At 67.0% G+C, this 21,508-nt stretch carries 17 protein-coding genes; 9 read left to right on the forward strand and 8 right to left on the reverse strand.

The window, feature by feature from the left end; genetic code table 11:
* Positions 1–45: 45 nt before the first annotated feature.
* Both FHW83_RS23030 and FHW83_RS23035 read left to right on the forward strand, forming a co-directional pair.
* The gene (locus FHW83_RS23030; RefSeq protein WP_176648689.1) at positions 46–2,034 is read left to right on the forward strand and encodes an OPT family oligopeptide transporter; all 1,989 of its coding nucleotides are present in this window, start codon (positions 46–48) and stop codon (positions 2,032–2,034) included.
* 53 nt (positions 2,035–2,087) lie between these two features.
* Positions 2,088–4,058, forward strand: coding sequence for a S9 family peptidase (locus FHW83_RS23035; RefSeq protein WP_176648690.1), 1,971 nt, complete (start codon positions 2,088–2,090; stop codon positions 4,056–4,058).
* Here FHW83_RS23035 and FHW83_RS23040 read toward each other — a convergent pair.
* Positions 4,055–4,981, reverse strand: coding sequence for a histone deacetylase family protein (locus FHW83_RS23040; protein WP_176648691.1), 927 nt, complete (start codon positions 4,979–4,981; stop codon positions 4,055–4,057). The two genes, FHW83_RS23035 and FHW83_RS23040, sit on opposite strands and share 4 nt — an antisense overlap.
* Before the next feature lie 67 nt (positions 4,982–5,048).
* On the opposite strand from FHW83_RS23040, the gene FHW83_RS23045 reads away from it, so the two are divergent.
* The 5 genes from FHW83_RS23045 (at position 5,049) to FHW83_RS23065 (ending at position 10,911) form a co-directional block, all read left to right on the forward strand.
* Positions 5,049–5,969 carry a MoxR family ATPase gene (locus tag FHW83_RS23045; protein ID WP_176648692.1) on the forward strand — a complete coding sequence of 307 codons (921 nt, stop codon included), beginning with the start codon at positions 5,049–5,051 and terminating at the stop codon, positions 5,967–5,969.
* Positions 5,970–5,975: 6 nt separating this feature from the next.
* The gene (locus tag FHW83_RS23050; protein ID WP_176648693.1) at positions 5,976–6,983 is read left to right on the forward strand and encodes a DUF58 domain-containing protein; all 1,008 of its coding nucleotides are present in this window, start codon (positions 5,976–5,978) and stop codon (positions 6,981–6,983) included.
* Positions 6,980–9,004 carry a DUF3488 and transglutaminase-like domain-containing protein gene (locus tag FHW83_RS23055; protein WP_176648694.1) on the forward strand — a complete coding sequence of 675 codons (2,025 nt, stop codon included), beginning with the start codon at positions 6,980–6,982 and terminating at the stop codon, positions 9,002–9,004. Before FHW83_RS23050 ends, FHW83_RS23055 begins: the two co-directional genes overlap by 4 nt.
* On the forward strand, positions 8,995–10,140 hold the full coding sequence (mltB, locus tag FHW83_RS23060; protein WP_176648695.1) for a lytic murein transglycosylase B: 1,146 nt from the start codon (positions 8,995–8,997) through the stop codon (positions 10,138–10,140). The genes FHW83_RS23055 and mltB overlap by 10 nt, the downstream gene beginning before the upstream one ends.
* 417 nt (positions 10,141–10,557) lie before the next feature.
* On the forward strand, positions 10,558–10,911 hold the full coding sequence (locus FHW83_RS23065; RefSeq protein ID WP_176648696.1) for a hypothetical protein: 354 nt from the start codon (positions 10,558–10,560) through the stop codon (positions 10,909–10,911).
* Between the two features lie 72 nt (positions 10,912–10,983).
* Here the strand turns inward: FHW83_RS23065 and cysM are convergent, their stop codons facing one another.
* Positions 10,984–11,886, reverse strand: coding sequence for a cysteine synthase CysM (cysM, locus tag FHW83_RS23070; RefSeq protein ID WP_176648697.1), 903 nt, complete (start codon positions 11,884–11,886; stop codon positions 10,984–10,986).
* Positions 11,887–12,031: 145 nt separating this feature from the next.
* Between cysM and FHW83_RS23075 the strand changes: the two genes are divergently transcribed.
* Complete coding sequence (locus tag FHW83_RS23075) at positions 12,032–13,801, forward strand: cyclic nucleotide-binding domain-containing thioredoxin-disulfide reductase (RefSeq protein WP_176648698.1); 1,770 nt, start codon at positions 12,032–12,034, stop codon at positions 13,799–13,801.
* Here the strand turns inward: FHW83_RS23075 and FHW83_RS23080 are convergent.
* Positions 13,798–15,183 (reverse strand): hypothetical protein, encoded by a 1,386-nt coding sequence (locus FHW83_RS23080; protein ID WP_176648699.1) that lies wholly within the window; start codon positions 15,181–15,183, stop codon positions 13,798–13,800. The two genes, FHW83_RS23075 and FHW83_RS23080, sit on opposite strands and share 4 nt — an antisense overlap.
* 206 nt (positions 15,184–15,389) lie before the next feature.
* Between FHW83_RS23080 and FHW83_RS23085 the strand changes: the two genes are divergently transcribed.
* Positions 15,390–15,995, forward strand: coding sequence for a hypothetical protein (locus FHW83_RS23085; RefSeq protein ID WP_176648700.1), 606 nt, complete (start codon positions 15,390–15,392; stop codon positions 15,993–15,995).
* A gap of 14 nt (positions 15,996–16,009) precedes the next feature.
* On the opposite strand, the gene FHW83_RS23090 is transcribed toward FHW83_RS23085, so the two are convergent.
* The 5 genes from FHW83_RS23090 to FHW83_RS23110 all read right to left on the reverse strand — a co-directional run bounded on the left by FHW83_RS23090 (position 16,010) and on the right by FHW83_RS23110 (position 21,476).
* The gene (locus FHW83_RS23090; protein WP_176648701.1) at positions 16,010–17,332 is read right to left on the reverse strand and encodes an MBL fold metallo-hydrolase; all 1,323 of its coding nucleotides are present in this window, start codon (positions 17,330–17,332) and stop codon (positions 16,010–16,012) included.
* A gap of 13 nt (positions 17,333–17,345) precedes the next feature.
* Positions 17,346–18,698, reverse strand: coding sequence for a M20/M25/M40 family metallo-hydrolase (locus FHW83_RS23095; protein WP_176648702.1), 1,353 nt, complete (start codon positions 18,696–18,698; stop codon positions 17,346–17,348).
* A 62-nt stretch (positions 18,699–18,760) separates the two neighbouring features.
* A complete protein-coding gene (locus FHW83_RS23100) occupies positions 18,761–19,072 on the reverse strand; it encodes a helix-hairpin-helix domain-containing protein (RefSeq protein WP_176648703.1) in 312 nt (103 codons plus the stop codon).
* 100 nt (positions 19,073–19,172) lie between these two features.
* A complete protein-coding gene (gene rfaE1 / locus FHW83_RS23105) occupies positions 19,173–20,096 on the reverse strand; it encodes a D-glycero-beta-D-manno-heptose-7-phosphate kinase (protein WP_176648704.1) in 924 nt (307 codons plus the stop codon).
* A gap of 12 nt (positions 20,097–20,108) precedes the next feature.
* Positions 20,109–21,476: a UDP-glucose/GDP-mannose dehydrogenase family protein gene (locus FHW83_RS23110; protein WP_176648705.1), complete on the reverse strand. Its 1,368-nt coding sequence runs from the start codon at positions 21,474–21,476 to the stop codon at positions 20,109–20,111.
* Positions 21,477–21,508: the final 32 nt, after the last annotated feature.

Here is a 21,508-nt window from a genome sequence, read left to right on the forward strand (position 1 = left end):
GCTTTACACCATAATTACACAAACAACAACTCCGGAGTGCTGAAGATGAGCATAGCTGCACCGTCCAACCCGAAGGAAATCACGCTTCGCGGGATTATTCTGGGCATTCTGATAACACTGGTATTCACCGCCGCCCAGGTCTACCTCGGTCTCAAGGTGGGCCTGACCTTCGCCACCTCGATCCCGGCCGCGGTGATCTCGATGGCGCTGCTGAGCGCCTTCAAGGACGCCACCATCCAGGAAAACAACATCGTCCAGACCATCGCCTCGGCGGCCGGTACGCTGGCCTCGGTGATCTTCGTGCTGCCCGGCCTGCTGATGATCGGCTGGTGGGCGCATGTGCCGTTCTGGCCCACCTTCGGCGCCTGCGCCGTCGGCGGCGTGCTGGGCGTGATGTACACGGTGCCGCTGCGGCGCGCGCTGGTGTCGCAATCCAACCTGCCCTATCCGGAAGGCGTGGCGGCGGCCGAGGTGCTGAAGGTCGGCATGGCCTCGCGCGAGGGCGCGGCCGAAGGCAAGGCCGGCCTGCGCGCGGTGATCTGGGGCAGCGTGACCTCGGCCCTGTTCGCCGCCGGCGGCGCGGCCAAGCTGATGGCCGCCGAGGTGGCGATCTTCTTCCGCACCGGCGCCGGCGCCACCGGCATCGGCGCCTCCAGCTCGCTGGCGCTGATCGGCGCCGGCCACCTGATGGGCATCACGGTCGGCATCGCCATGCTGGCCGGCCTGATCATCGCCTGGGGCATCCTGGTGCCGCTGATGACCAACCTGACGCCGATCGCGGCCGGGGTGGCGGTGGCCGACCATGCGCTGGGCATCTGGAAAACCGAGGTGCGCATGATGGGCGCGGGCGTGATCGGCATCGCCGCCATCATCACCCTGGCCGGCCTGGCCAAGCCCATCCTGGGCGGGCTGAGGTCGGCCATGGAGACCGCGCGCAAGGCCAAGCTGGAAGGCGCCGCGCTGGAGCGCACCGAACTCGATATCCCGATCTTCATCGTCGGCCTAGTGACCCTGATTTCGATGGTGCCGGCCGGCTGGCTGCTGGCCAGCTTCCTGCAGGGCGGCCCGCTGGCGTCGCTGGCCGTGCCGCTGGTGGCGGTGGGCGTGGGCTACGTGCTGGTGGCCGGTATCTTCGCCGCCGCCGTGTGCGGCTACATGGCGGGCCTGATCGGCTCCTCCAACTCGCCGGTGTCGGGCATCGCCATCCTGACCATCCTCGGCGCCGCGCTCAGCGTGGGCATGGTCGGCCGCACCGTCATGGGCCCGGAGGTGGCGCAGGCGCTGATCGCCTTCGCGCTGTTCGTCACCACCGTGGTGCTGGCGGTGGCGGTGATCGGCAACGACAATCTGCAGGATCTGAAAACCGGCCAGCTGGTCAACGCCACCCCGTGGAAGCAGCAGGTCGGCCTGCTGATCGGCGTGGCCGCCGGTTCGTGCGTGGTGCCGCCGGTGCTGGAGCTGCTGAACCACGCCAACGGTTTCGTCGGCGCGCCCAATCTCGATTCGATCTCCGACCAGCCGCTGGCGGCGCCGCAGGCGCTGCTGATCTCGACCCTGGCCAAGGGCGTCATCGGCGGCAACCTGCAGTGGAACCTGCTGGGCTACGGCGTGCTGATCGGCCTGGCGCTGGTGCTGATTAACTTCGCGCTGAAGAAATCCAGCAACGACAAATACAGCCTGCCGCCGCTGGGCGTGGGCCTGGCGATCTACCTGCCGAGCGCGGTGATCACCCCAGTGGTGATCGGCGCCATCACCGGCTGGCTGTTCGACCGCGCGGTCGAGAGGAAGGTCGGCGGCGAGGCGGCCAAGCGCATCGGCGTGCTGGTGATGTCCGGCTTCATCGTCGGCGAGAGCCTGTTCAACGTGGCGCTGGCCGGCCTGATCGTGCTGTCCGGCCAGGGCGAGCCGCTGGCCATCGCCAACGGCATGGGCGAGGGGCAGGCCATGACCATCGCCCTGATCGTCGGCACCGCCATCGTCTGGGGCCTGTACCGCTGGTCGGCCAAAAATGGCCAGGCGGTACACCAGGCATAGACAAAACCGCCAGCGGACTCTATGATTGTCAAGTTTGCAATCATAGAGTCCACATGAAAACTTTTCTGCTGTCCCTGCTCCTGCTGACGGGCGCCGCCCAGGCCGCCGCGCCCGACGCCGCCAGCTTCTTCCGCTCCCCCAACATCAGCAATGTCGAGCTGTCGCCCCAGGGCGGCTATGTGGCGGCGGTGGTGGACCTGGCCGATGGCGTGACGGTGCTGGCGGTGCGCGACACCGGCGATCTGTCCAGGTACAAGGTGATTATCAAGACCACCGACCAGGAGCGCATCACGGCGGTGCACTGGATCAATGAGAACCGAATTGGCTTCACCATCAAAAATCTGCGCATCGAGTTCCTCGGCAACCAGGATGAAATGGCGGCCGACCGCGACGGCGCCAACCTGACCCACCTCATCTCCGGCAATTGGGAGCACCAGCGCGAAGCCACCGGCCGCGCGATCAAGGCCCAGCTGCTGACCGCCGACTACGCGTTCTTCGACGTGGCGCACGATGGCTCGGACGATATCCTGGTCGAGAAGTACAGCTGGAATGAAATCGACCGCACGCCCGACCATTCGCGCCTGTATCGCCTGAACACCCGCACGCGCCAGCTGCACGGCGCGCTGGAGGGCAACCAGCCGGCCGCCGTGCAGTGGTGGGGCACCGACACCTCGGACGTGCCGCGGCTGACGATCTCGCGGCTGAACGGCCGCTGCATCACCTCCTATCGCGGCGCCGCCGACAGCGCGTGGCGCGAACTCGATAACGGCGTGTGCTATCTGGACCGCCGCTTCACGCCGCAGTTCTTCGACGGCGACGACACGCTGTATGTGCGCGCCAGCCACCAGGGCTATGGCGCCCTGTTCCGCTACGACCTGAAGGCCATGAAGATGGACAAGGAGCCTTTCATGTCGGTGCAGGGCTTTGATTTCGATGGCAGCGCGGAGATCGATTACGACAGCCGGCGCCTGATGGGCGTTCATTTGCAAACCGACGCCGGCACCACCTACTGGCTCAATCCCGTGCTGAAAGCCGAGCAGGCGAAGATCGACGGCATGCTGCCCGCCACCACCAACACCCTCCACTGCGCCCGCGCATGCCTGAAGGCGCCGGTGGTGCTGGTGGTCGCTTCGTCCGACCGCCAGCCCAACCAGTACATCATCTACCACCGCGCCAGCGGCAAGCTGGAGGCGCTGGGGGTGACGCACCCCGACATCAAGGCAGAACAAATGGGACTGCGCGATTTCCACCGCTACCGCGCGCGCGACGGCCGCGGCATTCCGGCCTACGTGACGCTGCCGCCGGGCGAGGCGGCCGGCCCGCGGCCCACCGTGGTGCTGGTGCACGGCGGGCCGAATACGCGTGGCGCGTACTGGGACTGGGATGACGAGGCGCAGTTCCTGGCGACGCGCGGGTATGTGGTGATCCAGCCGGAGTTCCGCGGCAGCACCGGCTTCGGCTCGGAGCACTTTTCCGCCGGCCTGAAACAATGGGGCATGAGCATGCAGGACGACCTGGCCGACGCCGCGCAGTGGGCGGTCAAACAGGGCTGGGCCGATCCGAAGCGCATCGCCATCATGGGCGCCAGCTACGGCGGCTACGCCACGCTGATGGGACTCATCAAGCATCCCGAGACCTTCCGCTGCGGCGTCGAGTGGGCTGGCGTGACCGACATCGGGCTGCAATTCAACACTCCGCAATCGGACGCCTCGCAGGAGACGCTCAACTACAGCCTGCGCACGCTGATCGGCGATCCGGACAAGGACGCCGAGCAGTTCCGCCAGCACTCGCCGCTGCTGCGCGCGGCCGAGCTGAAACAGCCCTTGCTGATGGCGCACGGCCTGGAAGACTTGCGCGTGCCGGTCGAACACGCCCAGCGCTTCCACGACGCCGTCAAGCGCCACAACAGCCAGGTGGAACTCATCACCTACCACAACGAGGGCCACGGCTGGCGCCATCAGGAAAACCGCATCGCCTTCTGGCGGCGGGTCGAGGCCTTCCTCGACCAGTATCTGCGGCCCTAGATTTCGGCCAGCGCCTTGAGGTGGGCCACCACGCTGCGGCCCAGCGCCGACAGGTTGTAGCCGCCCTCCAGGCAGCTGACGATGCGCCCCTGCGCGTGCTGGCGCGCCACCGCCATCATCTGCTCGGTGATCCAGGCGTAGTCCGCCTCCACCAGGCCCATGCCGCCGATGTCGTCCTCGCGGTGGGCGTCGAAGCCGGCCGAGATGAAGATCATCTCGGGCTGGAAGGCGTGCAGCGCCGGCAGCCACTGCTCGGTCACGATCCGGCGCACCACGTCGCCCTTGCTGTGGGCCGGCACCGGCACGTTGACCTGGTTGGCGGTGACCGGCCGCGGCTCGCAGTACGGGTACAGCGGGTGCTGGTAGAAGCTGACCATCAGCGCGCGCGGCTCGTCGAGGAAGGCTTCCTCGGTGCCGTTGCCGTGGTGGACGTCGAAGTCGACGATGGCCACGCGCCGCAGGCCGCGCACGTCCAGCGCGTGCTTGGCGGCCACCGCCACGTTGTTGAACAGGCAGAAGCCCATCGGCTCGATCGGGCGCGCGTGGTGGCCGGGCGGACGCACGGCGCAGAAGGCGTTGTCGATCTCGCCGTCGATCACGGCGTTGGTCGCGGCCACGGCGGCGCCGGCCGCGCGCTGGGCCGCGCGCCAGCTCCAGGCGTTGAGCGAGGTGTCGGCATCGATCGGGTAGGTGTCGCCTTCGGCCGGCACGTTGTCGCGCACGATGGCGATGGCGTTGCGGCTATGGTTGCGTTCCAGGTCGGCCAGATCCACCAGCGGCGCTTCACGGTGCTCCAGCAGGTCGCTGATGTGCGAGCCGATCAACTGGTCGGCGATCGCCTGCAGGCGCGCCGGCGATTCGGGATGCCAGTCGCCCATGTCATGGCGCTGACAGTCGGGATGGCTGTAGATGGCTGTGGTCATGTTTTTTTACTGCTGCGAGCTGTTTCTCGCATAGAATCCCCTCAGGCGCTAATCTACCATACATATCATGTACACAAAATTGCATGCCGTGGCTCGCCAGGTGGGCGACATCGTCGTCGGCAAGGAGTCGCAGGTGCGGCAGGCGCTCACCTGCCTGCTGGCCGGCGGCCACCTGCTGGTGGAGGACGTGCCGGGCGTGGGCAAGACCACGCTGGCGCACGCGCTGGCGATTTCGCTGGGCCTGCGCTTCAACCGCGTCCAGTTCACCAGCGACCTGCTGCCGGCCGACGTCAACGGCATTTCGATCTACGAGCGCGAGCGGAACGGCTTCGTGTTCCATCCGGGGCCGATTTTCACCCAGGTGCTGCTGGCCGATGAGATCAACCGCGCCACGCCGAAAACGCAGTCGGGCCTGCTGGAGGCGATGGAGGAACGCCAGGTCAGCGTGGACGGCGCGACGCGCGCCCTGCCCGAGCCCTTCTTTGTGATCGCGACCCAGAATCCGACCCATCAGATCGGCACCTTCCCGCTGCCGGAGTCGCAGCTGGACCGCTTCCTGATGTGCCTTGCATTGGGCTATCCGGACGCCGCCGCCGAGCGCGCGCTGCTGATGGGCGAGGACCGGCGCGCGCTGCTCAGGACGCTGCCGGCGGCCATGACGGCGGACGAGCTGGCGCGGGCGCAGCAGGGGCTGCGGCACATCCACGCCTCGCCCGCGCTGATCGATTACGTGCAGGCGCTGGCGGCGGCCTCGCGCCGCAACGGCATGTTCGCCGAGGGCCTGAGCCCGCGCGCGGCGATCGCGCTGCTGCGGGCGGCGCGCGCCTGGGCAGCGCTGGAGGGGCGCGACCATGTGCTGCCCGAGGATGTGCAGGCGGTGCTGGTGCCGGTGTGCGCGCACCGCCTGCGGCCGCTGAAGTCGGCGCATGGCGTGGCGCTGGCCAGCCGCGATCTGGTCTTGCAGCTGCAAGAGTCGGTGCCGGTGTAGCACATCATGGTGGCGGAGCTGCAATCGCTGTATCGCAAGGGCCGCGACAAGCTGCGCGACCGGTGGCTGTTCCAGTTGCGCGACAGCGAGCCGGGCGAGGTGACGCTGACCATGCGGCGCGTGTTCATCGTGCCCACGCGCGCCGGGCTGGCGTTCGCGGCGCTGCTGCTGGTGATGCTGATCGGCGCCATCAATTACAACCTCGGCCTGGGCTTCGCGCTGACCTTTTTCGCCGGCGCCTGCGCGGTGGCCGACATGTACATGACGGCCAGGAACCTGGCGCTGCTGCGGCTGGCGCCGGGCCGCGTGCAGCCGGTGTTCGCCGGCGAGGAGGCGCGGTTCGAGCTGCATCTGCTGAACCGCGGCGGGCAGGATCGTTACGCGCTGTGGCTGGGCTTTCAGGCCGACGGCGAGCCGCGCCAGGTGACCGATGTGGCGGCCGGCGCCAGCAGCGCGGTGGTGTTGGCGGCGTCGACGCGCGAGCGCGGCTGGCTGGCGGCGCCGCGCGTGCGGCTGGTGACGCGCTTTCCGCTCGGGCTGTTCCGCGCGTGGAGCTACTGGCGGCCGGACGCGCGCGCGCTGGTGTATCCGGCGCCGGAGTCGCCGCCGCCGGCGCTGCCGTCCAGCGGCGCGGCCAGCGAGGACGGGCATGGCACGGTGGGGCTGGATAATTTTGCCGGCATCCGCAGTTATCAGCCCGGCGATCCGCTCAAGCACCTGGCGTGGCGGCAGATCGCGCGCCACGATCCGGCGCTGGGCGGGCAGCTGGTGACCAAGCATTTCGAGGGCGGCGCGGTGGCCGAGTTGTGCCTGGATTTCGCCGCGCTGCCGCTGCAGATGGACCTGGAGCGCAAGCTGTCGCGCATGGCGGCCTGGGTGCTGGAGGCCGAGCGGCGCGCGCTGCCGTACAGCTTCCGCCTGGGGCCGCACGACTACGGCCCGGCGCTGGGCGAGGCCCACCGCGCCGCCTGCCTGCGCGCGCTCGCGCTGTTCGGCCGCGAGGGCGCGCCATGAGCGCGGCGGCGGCCGGCGCGCTGGCGCGGCTGGCGGCGCGCCTGACGCGCGACAAGGCCGACACGCTGCTGTTGCTGGCGGCCGCGCTGATGGTGCTGGCGCCGCACGCGGCGCATCTGCCGCTGTGGATCAGCGCCCTGGCCGGCGCCACGCTGCTGTGGCGCGCGGCCATCACCTGGCTGGGCCGGCGCATGCCGCCGGTGTGGCTGCTGGTGCCGGTGGCCATGGCGGCGATGGCGGGCGTGTACGCCACCTACCGCACGCTGCTGGGGCGCGACGCCGGCGTCGCCATGCTGGTGCTGCTGCTGGCCTTCAAGCTGCTGGAGATGCACGCGCGGCGCGACCTGTTCGTGGTCACCTTCCTCGGCTTCTTCGTGCTGCTGACCAGCTTCCTGTACTCGCAGACCATGGGCGCCGCGCTGTGGGTGGCGGCCGCGCTGGTGCTGCTGCTGACGGCCCAGCAGTCGTTCCAGTACAGCGGCGCGGTGCCGCCGCTGCGGCGGCGCCTCGGCACCAGCCTCAGACTGTGCGCGCTGGCGGCGCCGCTGGCCGCGCTGCTGTTCATCGGCTTCCCCCGCCTGCAGGGCCCGCTGTGGGGCCTGCCCGGCGACGCGCTGGGCGGCAAGACCGGCCTGAGCGACAGCATGGCGCCCGGCAGCCTGGCGGCGCTGGCCCAGTCCGACGAGCCGGCGTTCCGCGTGCGCTTCCTCGACGCCGCGCCGCCGCAGCCGCTGCTGTACTGGCGCAGCATCGTGCTGGGCGACTACGACGGCCGCACCTGGACCCGGGTGCCGCGCAAGCGCGGCCTGCAGCGGCTGGAGATCGCCATCCACGGCCGCGGCCGGCCGGTGCGCTACGAGAGCACCATGGAGGCCAGCAACACGCGCTGGATCGCGCTGCTGGAGCTGGCCGGCCCCGAGGTGCGCCTGCCCGGCCACCGCGTGCGCGACACCGACGAGCTGGAGCTGTACGCCGCCGATCCCATCGAGCGCCGCCTGCGCTTCAGCGCCAGCGCCTATCTCGACTACACGCTGCAGGCCGGCGAGCTGCCGCAACGCATGGCACGCTGGCTGGAACTGCCGGCCGGCTACAACCCGCGCACGCTGGCGCTGGCGCGGCAATTGCGCGCGGCCCAGCCCGACGCCAGCGCCCGGCAACTGAGCGACGCGGTGCTGGCGCGCTTCCGCAGCCAGGGCTATGGCTACACGCTGGAGCCGCCGCTGCTGGGGCGCGACGCGGTCGATGAATTCCTGTTCGACAGCAAGGCCGGCTTCTGCGAGCACTACGCCGGCGCCTACGTGGTGCTGATGCGCGCCATGGGCGTGGCCGCGCGCGTGGTCACCGGCTACCAGGGCGGAGAGCTGAACCCGGTGGACGGCTACCTCACCGTGCGCCAGTCGGACGCCCACGCCTGGGCCGAGATCTGGACCCAGGCCGCCGGCTGGCAGCGGGTCGACCCGACCGCCGCCGTGGCGCCGGAACGGGTCCGGCGCAATCTGGCGCGCGCCCTGCCGCGCCCGGCCGCGTTCGGGCTGGCGCCGCTGCTGGCGCTGCGGAACGATCCCGATTCGTGGCTGGCGCAACTCAGATACCACTATGCCGCGTTGAATAATTCTTGGAATCAATGGGTACTGGATTACAATCCCGAGAGGCAGCGAAGTTTCCTTGAAGAACTAGGCGCCATCGTCGGCAACTGGCGCAGCGCGCTCGGCATGGGATTGGTGCTAGCCTTGCTGTTGGCGCTGCGCCGGCAGCGCCGGCGACGGCCCGCCGATCCGCTCGACGCGCTGTACGCGGCGTTCTGCCGGCAGCAGGCGCGCCGCGGGTATGGGCGCCGGCCGGCCGAGGGGCCGCGCAGCTATGCCGCGCGCCTGCGGGCGCTGCCGGCCAGCCAGGAACAACACGCTGCCATGGAGCAGTTTTTACACCTGTACGGCTTGCTGAAGTATGGCGCCGGCGGGACCGAATCACGCCCGGCGTCGCTGGCGACGCTGAAAACCCTGTTACCTTTATGCCGATGAAGACCTTGATCACCGCCCTGCTGCTCAGCGCAGCCACCCTCAGCGCCACGGCCGCGCCGGTAGACCGCTATGGCTACACGCTGCCGCCCAGCATGCAGAAAAAGAAGAAGCCGGCCGCCCCCAAGAAGAAACCCGTGCCGGCCATTGATTACGTCGGCGAATACGTCAACTTCGGCGACTGGAAAGATGTGCGCGCCTTCCTCGACGACGTCGCCGCGCGCGACGGCTTCGACCGCGCCGAGCTGAACACGCTGATGGCGCAGGTGCGCTATGTGGACGCCGCCGTGCAGCTGGTCAAGCCGGCGCCGCCCGGCAAGCCGAAGAACTGGCAGGCCTACAGCAAGCTGATGATCGACCCGGTGCGCATCGACGCCGGCGTCCGGTTCTGGAACGAGAACGGCGAGGCGCTCAGCCGCGCCGAATCGCTGTACGGCGTGCCGGCCGAGATCCTGGTCGGCATCATCGGCATCGAGACCGTGTACGGCCGCAACACCGGCCGCTTCCGCGTGCTGGACGCGCTGACCACGCTGGCCTTCTCCTACCCCGAGGCGCCGCAGCGGCGCGAGCGCATGGAATTCTTCCGCGGCGAGCTGGAGGCCACCCTGCTGTTCGCGCGCCAGACCGGCGTCGATCCGCTGTCGCTGAAGGGCTCGTTCGCCGGCGCCGTCGGCATGCCGCAGTTCATGCCCAGCAGCATGATGAAATATGCGGTGGACTTCGACGGCGACGGCAGGATCGATTTGCTCAACTCCAGCACCGACGCCATCGGCAGCGTGGCGGCCTTCCTGATCGCGCACGGCTGGCAGCGCGACCAGGGCGGCCCGCTGGTGTACGCGGCCACGGTCTCGCCCAACCGCGCCTGGGAGCCCATGCTGAACCAGGGGTTGACGGCCAGGTACGCGCCGGCGCAACTGACGGCGGCCGGCGTGACGCCGGCGGTGGCGCCGCCCGAGCAATTATATGGGCTGGTGGACTTGCAAAACGGCGCCGAGCCCACAGAATACTGGTTGGCCAACGCCAATTTCTTTGCGATCACGCAGTACAACCGCAGTTATTTCTACGCGATGTCGGTGGTGGAGCTGGGACGGGCGGTGAAGCTGGCGCGCGGCGCGGCGGGCGGCGCTTCAGGGATGTAAGCAAGCGTAACAACTTTTGTGCCGCGGGTTTGCTCGCGGTATTGTTTAGTTGACACTTGGAAATAATTTGTACACACTGCACATTAGGCGGGGGCAAATGGGCTACTTTACAACGGAATTGTTATATAATTAACTTTAACCGTTAATTAAAAGTGCGCACAGGCAGCTTAGCACAGAACTCGGTGTATAATTCTCACACAATGTTGCAGTCGGACAACAATACCCTGCGGGAAGCAGTTTTTTTTATTGCTGCTGAGTATTAGATCACGGAGTGTTGTACAATTGTGTATATATTATGAAACTTGTTATCCTGGAACCCGTGTCCGTGTGTGAGTCTCCTGGTAAGGATGGACATTGACGCAGCAAAGCCCCGAGTGTTGTACTTTGCAGGACAACTTTACAGAAGGAAAAGACGACATGACAAACCAAGTCGGCATAGACATGAACAACGATGCGGATGGCGATGATCTGCTGCAATACAATCCCAACCGCCTGCTCGACACCCTGATCGAGAACCTGCGCCTGAAAAACGACGCCGCGCTGTCGCGCGCGCTGGAAGTGGCGCCGCCGGTGATCAGCAAGATCCGTCACCACCGCCTGCCGGTCGGCGCCTCGCTGCTGATCCGCATGCACGAGGTGAGCGACCTGAGCATCCGCGACCTGCGTTACCTGATGGGCGACCGCCGCAACAAGTTCCGCATCAGCGACAAGCAGTTCAAACCGAAGGAAGGCGAGACCCCGGGCGGCGGCACCAGCAGCAACCAGGGCTGATCCGCCCACCGTCCCGCACGTGAAAATGCCCCCGTCCCCGCGCAAGGGACGGGGGCATTTTGCTTGGGGCGCTTACGCCGGGAACACGCCGGTCGACAGGTAGCGGTCGCCGCGGTCGCAGACGATGAACACGATGGTGGCGTTCTCCACCGTGCTGGAGAGGCGCAGCGCGATCTCGCAGGCGCCGGCGGCGGAGATGCCGCAGAAGATGCCCTCCTCGGCCGCCAGGCGGCGCGCCATGCGCTCGGCCGCCGCCTGCGACACCGCCTCCACGCGGTCCACGCGCGAGCGGTCATAAATTTTCGGCAGGTAGGCCTCGGGCCACTTGCGGATGCCGGGGATGGACGAGCCCTCCTCCGGCTCGGCGCCGATGATCTGGATCGCCGGATTCTGCTCCTTCAGGTAGCGCGAGGTGCCCATGATGGTGCCGGTGGTGCCCATGGCGCTGACGAAGTGGGTGACGCGGCCGTCGGTGTCGCGCCAGATCTCCGGACCGGTGCTCTCATAATGCGCGCGGGCGTTGTCCTGGTTGGCGAACTGGTCGAGGATGATGCCCTTGCCGTCCTTCTGCAATTGCTCGGCCATGTCGCGCGCGTACTCCATGCCGCCGGTCTTGGGCGTGAGCATGATCTGGGCGCCGTAGGCGGCCATGCTCTGGCGCCGCTCGACGCTCAGGTTCTCCGGCATCAGCAGCAGCATCTTGTAGCCGCGGATGGCGGCCGCCATGGCCAGCGCGATGCCGGTGTTGCCGCTGGTGGCCTCGATCAGGGTGTCGCCCGGCTTGATGTCGCCGCGCTCCTCGGCGCGCCTCAGCATCGACATGGCGGCGCGGTCCTTGACCGAGCCGGCCGGGTTGTTGCCCTCCAGCTTGCCGAGGATGATGTTGTTGCGGGCGGCCGCCTCGGCGCCGGGCAGGCGCACCAGCTGCACCAGCGGCGTGTTGCCGATCGTATCTTGCAAAGTCTTGTAAGCCATCGTCTTGTTGTTGGAGTTCGCGAAAACGACCATTTTAGCCGAGTTGACAGAAAGCAGCCGACTACCCCTTAAGACTTTGGACGGCGGGCACGCCATACGCTAGACTGGCAGCACTCCCGCAACCCGCTTCATATTTGGAACCGTCATGGCCACCACCCCCTTCGAACTGCTGCCCGAACTCACCCCGGACGACCCGGCGCCGATCACCGCGCACAACCTCGACCAGCGCCAGCACCAGATGTTCCCCACGCTGAGCGCGGCCGACGTGCGCCACATGCACCGCTTCGGCCACGTGATGTGCTTCCGGGATGGCGACATGATCTTCGAGGCCGGCAAGACCAGCTTCGGCCTGATGCTGGTGCTCAAGGGCGGCATCCGGGTCGACCGCTACGACGGCCTGGGCAACACCTCCTACGTGACCACCCACCAGGTCGGCCAGTTCAGCGGCGAGGTGGCGCAGCTGTCGGGCCGCCCGTCGCTGGGCAACGGCCACGCGGTGGGCGACGTCGAGGTGCTGGTGGTGCCGTCCGAATCGCTGCGCGCGCTGCTGGTGGCGCACGCCGACCTGGGCGAGCGCATCGTGCGCGCGCTGATCCTGCGCCGCGTCGGCCTGATCGAGCAGGCCTCGGGCGGGCCGGTGATCGTCGGCCCGCGCGGCCACGGCCGCATCCACACGCTGCAAACCTTCCTGCAGGCCAACGGCCATCCGCACGTGGTGCTCGATCCCGAGCACGACCGCCAGGCCGCCGACCTGATGGAACACTACCGCCCGCGTCCGGAGGAGCTGCCGCTGGTGGTGTGCCCGGACGGCGTGGTCAAGAAAAACCCGAGCGTGGTCGACATCGGCCGCTGCCTCGGCATGCTGCCCGAGCTCGACACCGACAAGGTGTGGGACGTGATCGTGGTCGGCGCCGGTCCTGCCGGCCTGGCGACGGCGGTGTACGCGGCGTCGGAAGGCTTGTCGGTGCTGGCGCTGGAGACGCGCGCCTACGGCGGCCAGGCCGGCGCCAGCGCGCGCATCGAGAACTACCTGGGCTTTCCGACCGGGGTGTCGGGCCGCGCGCTGGCCGGCCGCGCCTACGTGCAGGCGCAGAAGTTCGGCGTCGAGGTGGCGATTCCGGCGCCGGCCGGCCGGCTGATCTGCGACACCTATCCGCTCGAGGTGGAGATGTGCGGCAGCCTGCAGCGCCTGAAGGCCAAGTCGGTGGTGCTGTCGTGCGGCGCGCGCTACCGCCGTCCGTCGCTGGCCAACCTCAAGCAGTTCGAGGGCAAGGGCGTGTACTACTGGGCTTCGCCGGTCGAGGCCAAGCTGTGCAAGACCGAGGAGATCGTGCTGGTCGGCGGCGGCAACTCGGCCGGGCAGGCGGCGGTGTTCCTGTCGGGCTACGCGTCCAAGGTCCACATGCTGATCCGCAAGGACAGCCTGTCGTCCACCATGTCGAGCTACCTGATCGAGCGCATCCAGGCCACCCCGAACATCGAGCTGCACACCTGCACCGAGATCGTCGCGCTGGAGGGCGACGAGGACGGCCTCAAGCAGGTGCGCATCCGCAACAGCAAGACCGGGGATGAGTGCGATTACGACGTGTGCCGCGTGTTCCTGTTCATCGGCGCCGATCCCAACACCGGTTGGCTCAGCGACTGCGGCGTGGACGTCGACGCCAACGGTTTCATCCGCACCGGCTTCGACGTCATCAAGGCGCAGTGCAAGGCCAACTTCGCCAACGGCGTGTATCCGAAGGACCTGCCCACGCGCGCGGCGCTGGAGACCAGCGTGCCGGGCGTGTTCGCCATCGGCGACGTGCGCGCCACCTCCACCAAGCGCGTGGCCGCCGCCGTCGGCGAAGGCGCGGCCGTGGTGTCCCAGATCCACCAGTTCCTGGCCAACCTCCCGCTGGACAAGCTGAAGGTTTAAGCAGCGCTAGGCGCGTAGTGATCGAGATGCCGCCGCAGCGCCGTCAGGCGTTGCGGGTGGCGCGCGAGGAGTTGCTCAAAGAATTGGGTGACGGGCTTGGATAGCAGCAACTGCGCCTGCTCCTTGGCGGGCTGTTCATACCATTCCGTGGAAGCGAGCCAGCCACCTAACGCATCATCCAATCCCAGCCGGCGCGCTTCATCGACGCCGCGCCGCAAGCCCAGCCGCGCAACGCACTCCAGCCAGTTCCACCGATTGTTTTCCACCAACCGCAAAAGCGACGTGGCATCACCGCCCTCTTCAAGCCGGGCGCGCAGCGTGGCGAACGGGATGTATGCGCCATGCTTCCACACCAACCGGACCGCGAATTTGCGCGGGCCGACGGCTGGATCGTTCATGGCCGCCAACGCGATATCGTCCTTATCCGATTCCACCAGTTTGAACCAGGCGGCACGCGCAGCCAGCCTTACGCTCGGATAGGCGCTGGACTGGAACAAGCGCACCAACTCCACATCCGCCCCATCGCGCAAGGCGGCCAGGGCGATCAGGCAAATGCGCGTGCGGCGCACCGCCTGCATGTCTTGCCGCAGAAGGCTGCGATAGTGCGAGCGTACGTCAAAACCTCTCGCCAGCAGATAATTCGCCGCCACCTCACGCACCGATGCCTGAACGTCCAGCAAGGCAGCGACGGCGAACTCTTTCACGGATTCGCTGTCCATCGCCAGCAAGGCCCGGATTGCCACGATTCGCACCGGGCCAAAATGTGACTGCGCCGCAGCTTGGTAGCACGCGGCTTGCTGCGCTGGCGGCAGCTCCGCGCACAACAGCAGGGCACGCTGGGCAAGCACGATGTCATCGTTTCGCTCCAGAATCAGCGCAAGCAAAGCCGGGGGTTCGAGCAGGTGATGCTGGTCGAGCAAATGCACCGCCGCGCGCGCCGCCTGCATGTCCGGCCCGCGCGCGGCGGTGCAAAGATCATCGACCTTGACAAACCGCATCACCGCGCGCTCGAAGTTGATCAGCCAGTCGGCATAATCCCTTCTGCCGGGGCTATGCAAACGCAAGATCACCGGCATCACGGCTAACAACTTTGAGGCAGGAACGAATGGCAGCAACGTCATCAAGGCGATCCTTGCCGCGCGCTGCACCTCGGGCACCCAATCATTCAGGCGCCCAGCTACGGCCGGCAACAACTCAGGGTGCGCCAATTCCACGCATCGCTTGAGCACTGCCTCACGCACATAACCCGAACCATGCACCGCGTATTGGCTTAGCAGTTCCACCGAATCCGTGGCGCCCACTAACTGAAGGTGGTGCTCGTAATAATGCGCGCCCACATGAGCAGAGCTTCTTGGGCTAAACAAGGTTTTGAGTATCGTCATGTTCAAAGCATAACATCAGTCCTGCAGTTGCAAGAATGCAATGCGAGGATGTGGGGTGGTGCTATAGCTGCCGCGCCCTTGTGGGAGGTTTTCTCTTTTGCCGTTCTCTTTTTGTCTCTTTTTGTCTCTTTTGAACTCCTCCCGCTGATCGAGGTCTAAGAGACAGAAAGAGATAAAAAGAGAACGAAAGAGAAAGGAGAAAGAGAATGTGTCCCGCAAGCCCTGAGCAACTACCACCCCCACCTATACTCCCGGCAACGGTTTTTACCGAGCTGTGCAGCTATCTGCGCGAGAGCGGCAGCACGCTGTCGCCGAGCGAGGCCCTGATCAAGGCCGTGCAACTCTGGATCGCCAAGGGACGGGCGGACGCCATTCCGGCACAAGGCTATCAGTGGAAGCAGCTATTCCTGCCCGAGGGCACGCGGCTCCGCATGCAGGTCCGGGAATGCTGGCATACCGCCGCCATTGTTGGCGACGAGCTGATCTACAAAGGCAACCCGACTTCGCCGCATCAAATGGCCCGGCAAGCCGCCGGCGACGGCCGCAACGCGTGGCGCGAAATCTGGGTACTGATGCCGGGCCACAAACAATGGGCCAATGCCGACCGCCTGCGGGCGCAGTTGGTCAAGGAACGGGCGGCCATACCGCCCACGCCGGCCGAGTCGATGAAGATCGCGGCCAAGGCCATGAGCGACGCGCTGAGCACTGCCCTCACGCTGGTGGCGCACGCCAACGACCAGGCGCAGAACACACTCGAACGCCGGCTGCCCAAATACCGCCGCGCTTGGGACATGCTGGAGGACGTCGATTAAATAATCCTCCTGTTTTACAAGGGCGGCGTGGCGCGCGCTTTGATGCGCGCCAGCTGGGCGGCCTGGTAGGCGGCGAAGGCGTTGTCGAACAAGGTGCGGATCAGCGGGTCGTCGACGATGTCGGCGTCGGCCGGGGCACCGTCGATGCGCATGTACATCGAGGTCAGGGACTCGCCCAAGGCCAGCCCGGCATACAGTTTGGCTGCCGGGATTTCGGTCATCCAGGTCGGCGCTTCCTCGTCACCGCATGGCGCGATGCTGTCGCCGTGGATGCGGTAGCGGTAGTGCCGGGCGGCGCCTTCGTGATCGTACACCGACAACTGCCATACGCACGGCGTGGCGAAGTAGCTGTCTTCCGGCAGTTCCATCTCTTCATAGCGCGCCTGCAGGCCGCCCTGGCAGAACGCCCGCACCGATGCGGCTTGCTCCGCCGTCAGCGCGGCGAAGTGGCGCGCAATGTCGGCGGTGGGCGGCGGCACGATGTCGGGATCGTATTCGTAGTCGACATCCTGCTCGCCCACCGGCAGCACCCAAGGCAGCGGCGCCGCCGGCGCGAGCGCGGTCGCGCTCAATGCCACCGACACCGATGGATTCAGGCGCACCACCTGCGCGGCCGGCAGCCATTCCCTCACGGCTTGCGCGAACTGGCGATAGGTGATCGGGAACAGCGCGTGGTTGTACCACGACCACGGCTCCTGCCGGAACTGGCAGGAACTCGGCACCACGTAGCGCGGCGCCAGCGCCCGCAGCTGTTCCGGCCACTCCTCCGGCAAGACCACCGGGCCGCGTTCCGCGCGCGACGGCGCGATCACGTCCACCTCGCGCATGGTCTGGAATGGCCACAACACCATGTCCCACGGCGCGTAAGGCTTGAGCAGTTCCAGCGTCTCCGGGTCCATCCACGAATCGACCACGTTCAGCACGTTCAGCCCTTCCGCGCGGATCTGGAACATGGAATCGACGTCGGCCTCCAGCGCCCGCCGCGCGATCACCTCGAACGCACCCACCGTCACCACCGCGTCCAGTGCCAGCGGGCGCACGTCGGCGAAGCCCAGTTCGCGGATCATGGCGAACAGTTCATCGAACAGGCAATACAGGTAAATCGGCGTGGCGCGATCCAGCAGATCCAGGCTTTCCAGCGAACAGTGGTCGTCGTGGAAGTGCGAGATGAACACCGCGTCCGGCCGCAACGCCCTCACCTGCGCCAGATCGAAGCGCACGTCCGGATAGGCGTGGCAATTCCTGCTGAACGGGTTCTCGAACACCGGATCGAACACGATCCGCGTGGCGCCGCTCTCGAACACGTAGCCGGCGTGGAGGATGCGCGAGATTTTCATCTATGCCCCGTCATCAGCGCAGCGGCGCCGGATAGCTGGCCGGGCTGACGTTGCCGTCCACGTCCACCGCCTGCACGCCGAAGTAGACGTTGTCCTTCGACAGCGGCATGGTGAACTCGGTCACCTTGCCGACGAATCTGGCGTGCTGCCAGTCCGCCGCCGTGGTGTCGCGCCAGACGATGCGATAGCCCGCCAGATCCGGTTCGCTGTTGGCCTGCCAAACCAGCTCGGTATCGTTCTGCAGCTTGGCCGTGCGCACCTGCACCTTCTGCGGCGCGGCCGGCGCCAGCGCCAGCGACGACAAGGCCGCCGCGTTCACGCGCGCCACCTTGGCGATGTAGTCGTAGTCGTTGTACTGCGGCAGATCGCCTATCAGCACGCCGTTCTCGGTGCGGATGTTCTGGTGCTGGTGATTGAAATCCTCGGCCGGCTCGGTGAAGCGCAAGGCCGCATAGCCGCGCTCCAGGAACGGCATGTGATCGCCGCCGCGCAGATAGCGATCGCGCCGCTGGATGATGTTCACCTTGAACTTCGGCACATAGCGCTCGCCGGCCTCCTTCACCGCGCGCGCCAGCTGGCGCGACAGCGAATCGTTCTCGCCGCCGGTCTGGATCAGCGTGCGCACCGTCTCACTGTTCTCCTTCTGCACCGGCAGGCCTTCCGCGAACAGGCGCACCTGCGTGTCGTCCTTGCGGCCATGCTCGTCGCGCGAGCTGCCGATGATGTCGTTGGTGAACATGCCGGCGATGTTCCAGTTCTTCTGCTTCGCCTGCTCGGCCCAGTGCGCGGCGCCCAGCAAGCCCTGCTCCTCGGCCGCCACCGTCATGAACACCAGCGTGGCGTCGAATTTGTACTTGGCCATCACGCAGGCCATCTCCATCACCGCCGCCGTACCCGAGGCATCGTCGTTGGCGCCGGGCGCGTCGCCCACCGCGTCCATCACATCGGTATTGCGCGAATCATAGTGGCCGCTGACCACGTACATGCGGTCGACCGAGGCCGGCTGCGAGCCAGGCAAGGTCGCCACCACGTTGACGATCTCGGTCGGGCGGCTGATGCGCGCGGACACCGGCGCCACATGGCTGTCAAAGCTCACCTGCAGCGGCGTGCCGGCGCCGCAGCGCTCCAGCTCCGCCTTGATCCAGCGCCGCGCCGCGCCGATGCCTTCGGTCTCCGACACCGTGTCCGACATGGTGTGGCGCGTGCGGAAGCTGACCAGCTTGCGGATGGTGGCCTCGATCCGCGCCGGCGAAATCTCTTTGACGATTTGATCGATCTGCGCCTGGCGCCGGGCGGCGCCAGGTTCCGCCGCAACGGCAGGCAATGCCGCCAGGGCGGCGGCGAGGAGTACATACTGGTGTCGCATACGGCGTCTCCGATGAAAAGATGCAGTATCTTCTCACGGATCGGCCGGGGTGTGGACGGCGACTACTTGCCAGACTTGGCCGGTTTTTCGGCCGCCATCGGCGCGCCGTCTTTCGACTTGCCGTTCACCTGCAACCCGGCCTGGGACAGCCTCAGCGCACTTTTCTCGCCGATGCCCTTGACCCGCTGCTCCAGGTCCGCCCAGTCCTTGAATTCGCCCTTCTTGCGCTCTTCCAGTATCAGCTTGGTCTTGGCCGGCCCCAGGCCGCGGATGCTGTCCAGCGCGGCCGCGTCGGCCTTGTTGACATCCACCTGGGCCCAGGCCATGGTCATGCTTGCCGCCAGCGCGGCAATTGCCAGCAATAGTTTCTTCATCTTGGTCTCCATTAAGGTTAGGCAAGGGCGACAGTCGCACCTTGAACCACCTTAACGGCGCCCGCCGGCGGCGCGGTTGACGCCGCCGGTTTGAGCCAGATCAAGCGCCGAACAATTCCTCGCGCGTGACGGTGGCCGTGCCCAGCTTGCCGACCACGATGCCGCCGGCGCGGTTGGCGGTCTCCACCGCCTCCCGCCAGCCGGCGCCCGCGCCCAGCATGCAGGCCATGGTGGCGATCACCGTGTCGCCGGCGCCGGACACGTCGAACACCTCGCGCGCCTGCGCCGGCATGTGGAATTGCGCGCCGTCGGTGTACAGCGTCATGCCCTCCTCCGAGCGGGTCAGTAGCAGCGCGTCGAGTTTCAGTTCGGCGCGCAGGGCCTGCGCCTTGGCGGTCAGCTGCTCCTCGCTGTGCCACGAACCGACGATGCGCTTCAGCTCCGACTTGTTCGGCGTCAGCACGGTGGCGCCGGCGTAACGGGTGAAATCGTCGCCCTTCGGATCGACCATCACCACCTTGCCGGCCGCGCGCGCGGCGGCGATCATGTCGGCCACCGCCACCAGGCTGCCCTTGGCGTAGTCCGACAGCACGATCACGTCGTAATCGGCCAGCAGCGCCTTGAACTGTTCCAGCTTGTCGCGCAGGACCGTGTCGGTCGGCGCCTCCTCGAAATCGATGCGCACCATCTGCTGCTGGCGCCCGATCACGCGCAGCTTGATGATGGTGGAAATGGCTTCGTCGCGTTTCAGGTAGCTGCGGATGCCGCCCCCTTCCAGCAGCGAGGCCACCTCGTCGCCGGCCTCGTCGTTGCCGACGATGCCCAGCAGGCCGGCCTGCGCGCCCAGCGCCGCCGCGTTGCGCGACACGTTGGCGGCGCCGCCCAGGCGCGCCTCGCGCTTCTCGATGCGCACCACCGGCACCGGCGCCTCCGGCGAAATGCGGCTGACCTCACCGAACCAGTAACGGTCCAGCATCACGTCGCCCACCACCAGTATGCGTACTTTATCCAGATTGGTCGTCACGGTGCGGCCTCGTCAAGTGCGGGTCAGGATGGAACGGCCGATGCCGTGGTATTCGAACGCCGCCTCGGCCATCACCTGCGGCTCGAACAGATTGCGGCCGTCGAAGATCACCGCCTGCTTCAGCGCGGCGCGAATGCGTTCGAAGTCCGGGCTGCGGAAGGCCTTCCATTCGGTGACGATCACCAGCGCCTCGGCGCCGCTCAGCGCATCCATCGGGCTGTCGGCAAAGCGCACGCGCGCCAGTTCGTCGGCCGTCAGGTCCAACGCCAGCACGCGTTTGGCTTCCGTCATCGCGACCGGATCGTACACGGCCACCGTGGCGCCGGCGTCGATCAACTGGCGCAGCAGCACGCGCGACGGCGCCTCGCGCATGTCGTCGGTATTCGGCTTGAAGGCCAGGCCCCATACGGCGAAATGCTTGCCACGCAAGTCCTCGCCAAAGCGCTTGATCACCTTCTGGCCCAGCACCAGCTTTTGCTTGTCATTGACCGCTTCCACCGCGCGCAGGATCAGCAAGTCCTGGTCGTACTGGCGCGCGGTGCGCTCCAGCGCCTGCACGTCTTTCGGGAAGCACGAGCCGCCGTAGCCGGCGCCGGCGTACAGGAAGCTGTGGCCGATGCGCGGATCGGAGCCGATGCCATGCCGTACCGCCTCGATGTCCACGCCCACGCGGTCGGCCAGGTTGGCCAGTTCGTTCATGAACGAGATGCGGGTGGCCAGCATGGAGTTGGCGGCGTACTTGGTGAACTCGGCCGAGCGCACGTCCATCCAGAAGGTGCGCTCGTGATTGCGGTTGAACGGCGCGTACAGCTTCTTCATCATGGCGGCGGCCTTCTGCCCTTCCGCCGTGCTGTCATGGCCGATGACGATGCGGTCCGGGCGCATGAAGTCCTCGACCGCCGCGCCCTCTTTCAGGAATTCCGGATTCGACACCACCGAGAAGCTGGCATGGGCGCCACGCGCGGCCAGTTCCTCCTGCAGGGCCGCCTTCACGCGGTCGCCGGTGCCGACCGGCACGGTGGACTTGTCGACGACGACCTTGAAGCCGGTCATGTGCTTGCCGATGTTGCGGGCGGCGGCCAGCACGTACTGCAGGTCGGCCGAGCCATCTTCATCGGGCGGGGTGCCGACCGCGATGAACTGCACGTCGCCGTGCGCCACCGAGGCCGCGACGTCGGTCGAGAACTGGATGCGGCCGGCGGCGCGGTTGCGCGCCACCACCTCCTCCAGGCCCGGCTCGTGGATCGGGATGCCGCCGTTGTTCAGCAGATCGATCTTGCGCTGGTCGAGGTCGAGGCAGAACACGTCGTTGCCCAGTTCCGCCAGGCAGGCGCCGGTGACCAGGCCGACGTAGCCGGTGCCGATGATGGTGATTTTCATAGCTATTGCCTTTAATACCACCACCGTCGTCC

The sequence above is a fragment of the Duganella sp. SG902 genome, from assembly GCF_013376005.1.
Lineage (GTDB): Bacteria > Pseudomonadota > Gammaproteobacteria > Burkholderiales > Burkholderiaceae_D > Rugamonas.

What these genes read in the sequence shown, in the direction of transcription:
- FHW83_RS23065 (WP_176648696.1), top strand. Translation starts at nt 10,558, where the DNA reads ATGACAAACCAAGTCGGCATAGACATGAACAACGATGCGGATGGCGAT.
- FHW83_RS23030 (WP_176648689.1), top strand. Translation starts at nt 46, where the DNA reads ATGAGCATAGCTGCACCGTCCAACCCGAAGGAAATCACGCTTCGCGGG.
- FHW83_RS23075 (WP_176648698.1), top strand. Translation starts at nt 12,032, where the DNA reads ATGGCCACCACCCCCTTCGAACTGCTGCCCGAACTCACCCCGGACGAC.
- FHW83_RS23035 (WP_176648690.1), top strand. Translation starts at nt 2,088, where the DNA reads ATGAAAACTTTTCTGCTGTCCCTGCTCCTGCTGACGGGCGCCGCCCAG.
- FHW83_RS23040 (WP_176648691.1), bottom strand. Translation starts at nt 4,981, where the DNA reads ATGACCACAGCCATCTACAGCCATCCCGACTGTCAGCGCCATGACATG.
- FHW83_RS23055 (WP_176648694.1), top strand. Translation starts at nt 6,980, where the DNA reads ATGAGCGCGGCGGCGGCCGGCGCGCTGGCGCGGCTGGCGGCGCGCCTG.
- FHW83_RS23050 (WP_176648693.1), top strand. Translation starts at nt 5,976, where the DNA reads ATGGTGGCGGAGCTGCAATCGCTGTATCGCAAGGGCCGCGACAAGCTG.
- FHW83_RS23090 (WP_176648701.1), bottom strand. Translation starts at nt 17,332, where the DNA reads ATGAAAATCTCGCGCATCCTCCACGCCGGCTACGTGTTCGAGAGCGGC.
- FHW83_RS23100 (WP_176648703.1), bottom strand. Translation starts at nt 19,072, where the DNA reads ATGAAGAAACTATTGCTGGCAATTGCCGCGCTGGCGGCAAGCATGACC.
- FHW83_RS23045 (WP_176648692.1), top strand. Translation starts at nt 5,049, where the DNA reads ATGTACACAAAATTGCATGCCGTGGCTCGCCAGGTGGGCGACATCGTC.
- cysM (WP_176648697.1), bottom strand. Translation starts at nt 11,886, where the DNA reads ATGGCTTACAAGACTTTGCAAGATACGATCGGCAACACGCCGCTGGTG.
- FHW83_RS23080 (WP_176648699.1), bottom strand. Translation starts at nt 15,183, where the DNA reads ATGACGATACTCAAAACCTTGTTTAGCCCAAGAAGCTCTGCTCATGTG.
- FHW83_RS23095 (WP_176648702.1), bottom strand. Translation starts at nt 18,698, where the DNA reads ATGCGACACCAGTATGTACTCCTCGCCGCCGCCCTGGCGGCATTGCCT.
- FHW83_RS23110 (WP_176648705.1), bottom strand. Translation starts at nt 21,476, where the DNA reads ATGAAAATCACCATCATCGGCACCGGCTACGTCGGCCTGGTCACCGGC.
- FHW83_RS23085 (WP_176648700.1), top strand. Translation starts at nt 15,390, where the DNA reads ATGTGTCCCGCAAGCCCTGAGCAACTACCACCCCCACCTATACTCCCG.
- mltB (WP_176648695.1), top strand. Translation starts at nt 8,995, where the DNA reads ATGCCGATGAAGACCTTGATCACCGCCCTGCTGCTCAGCGCAGCCACC.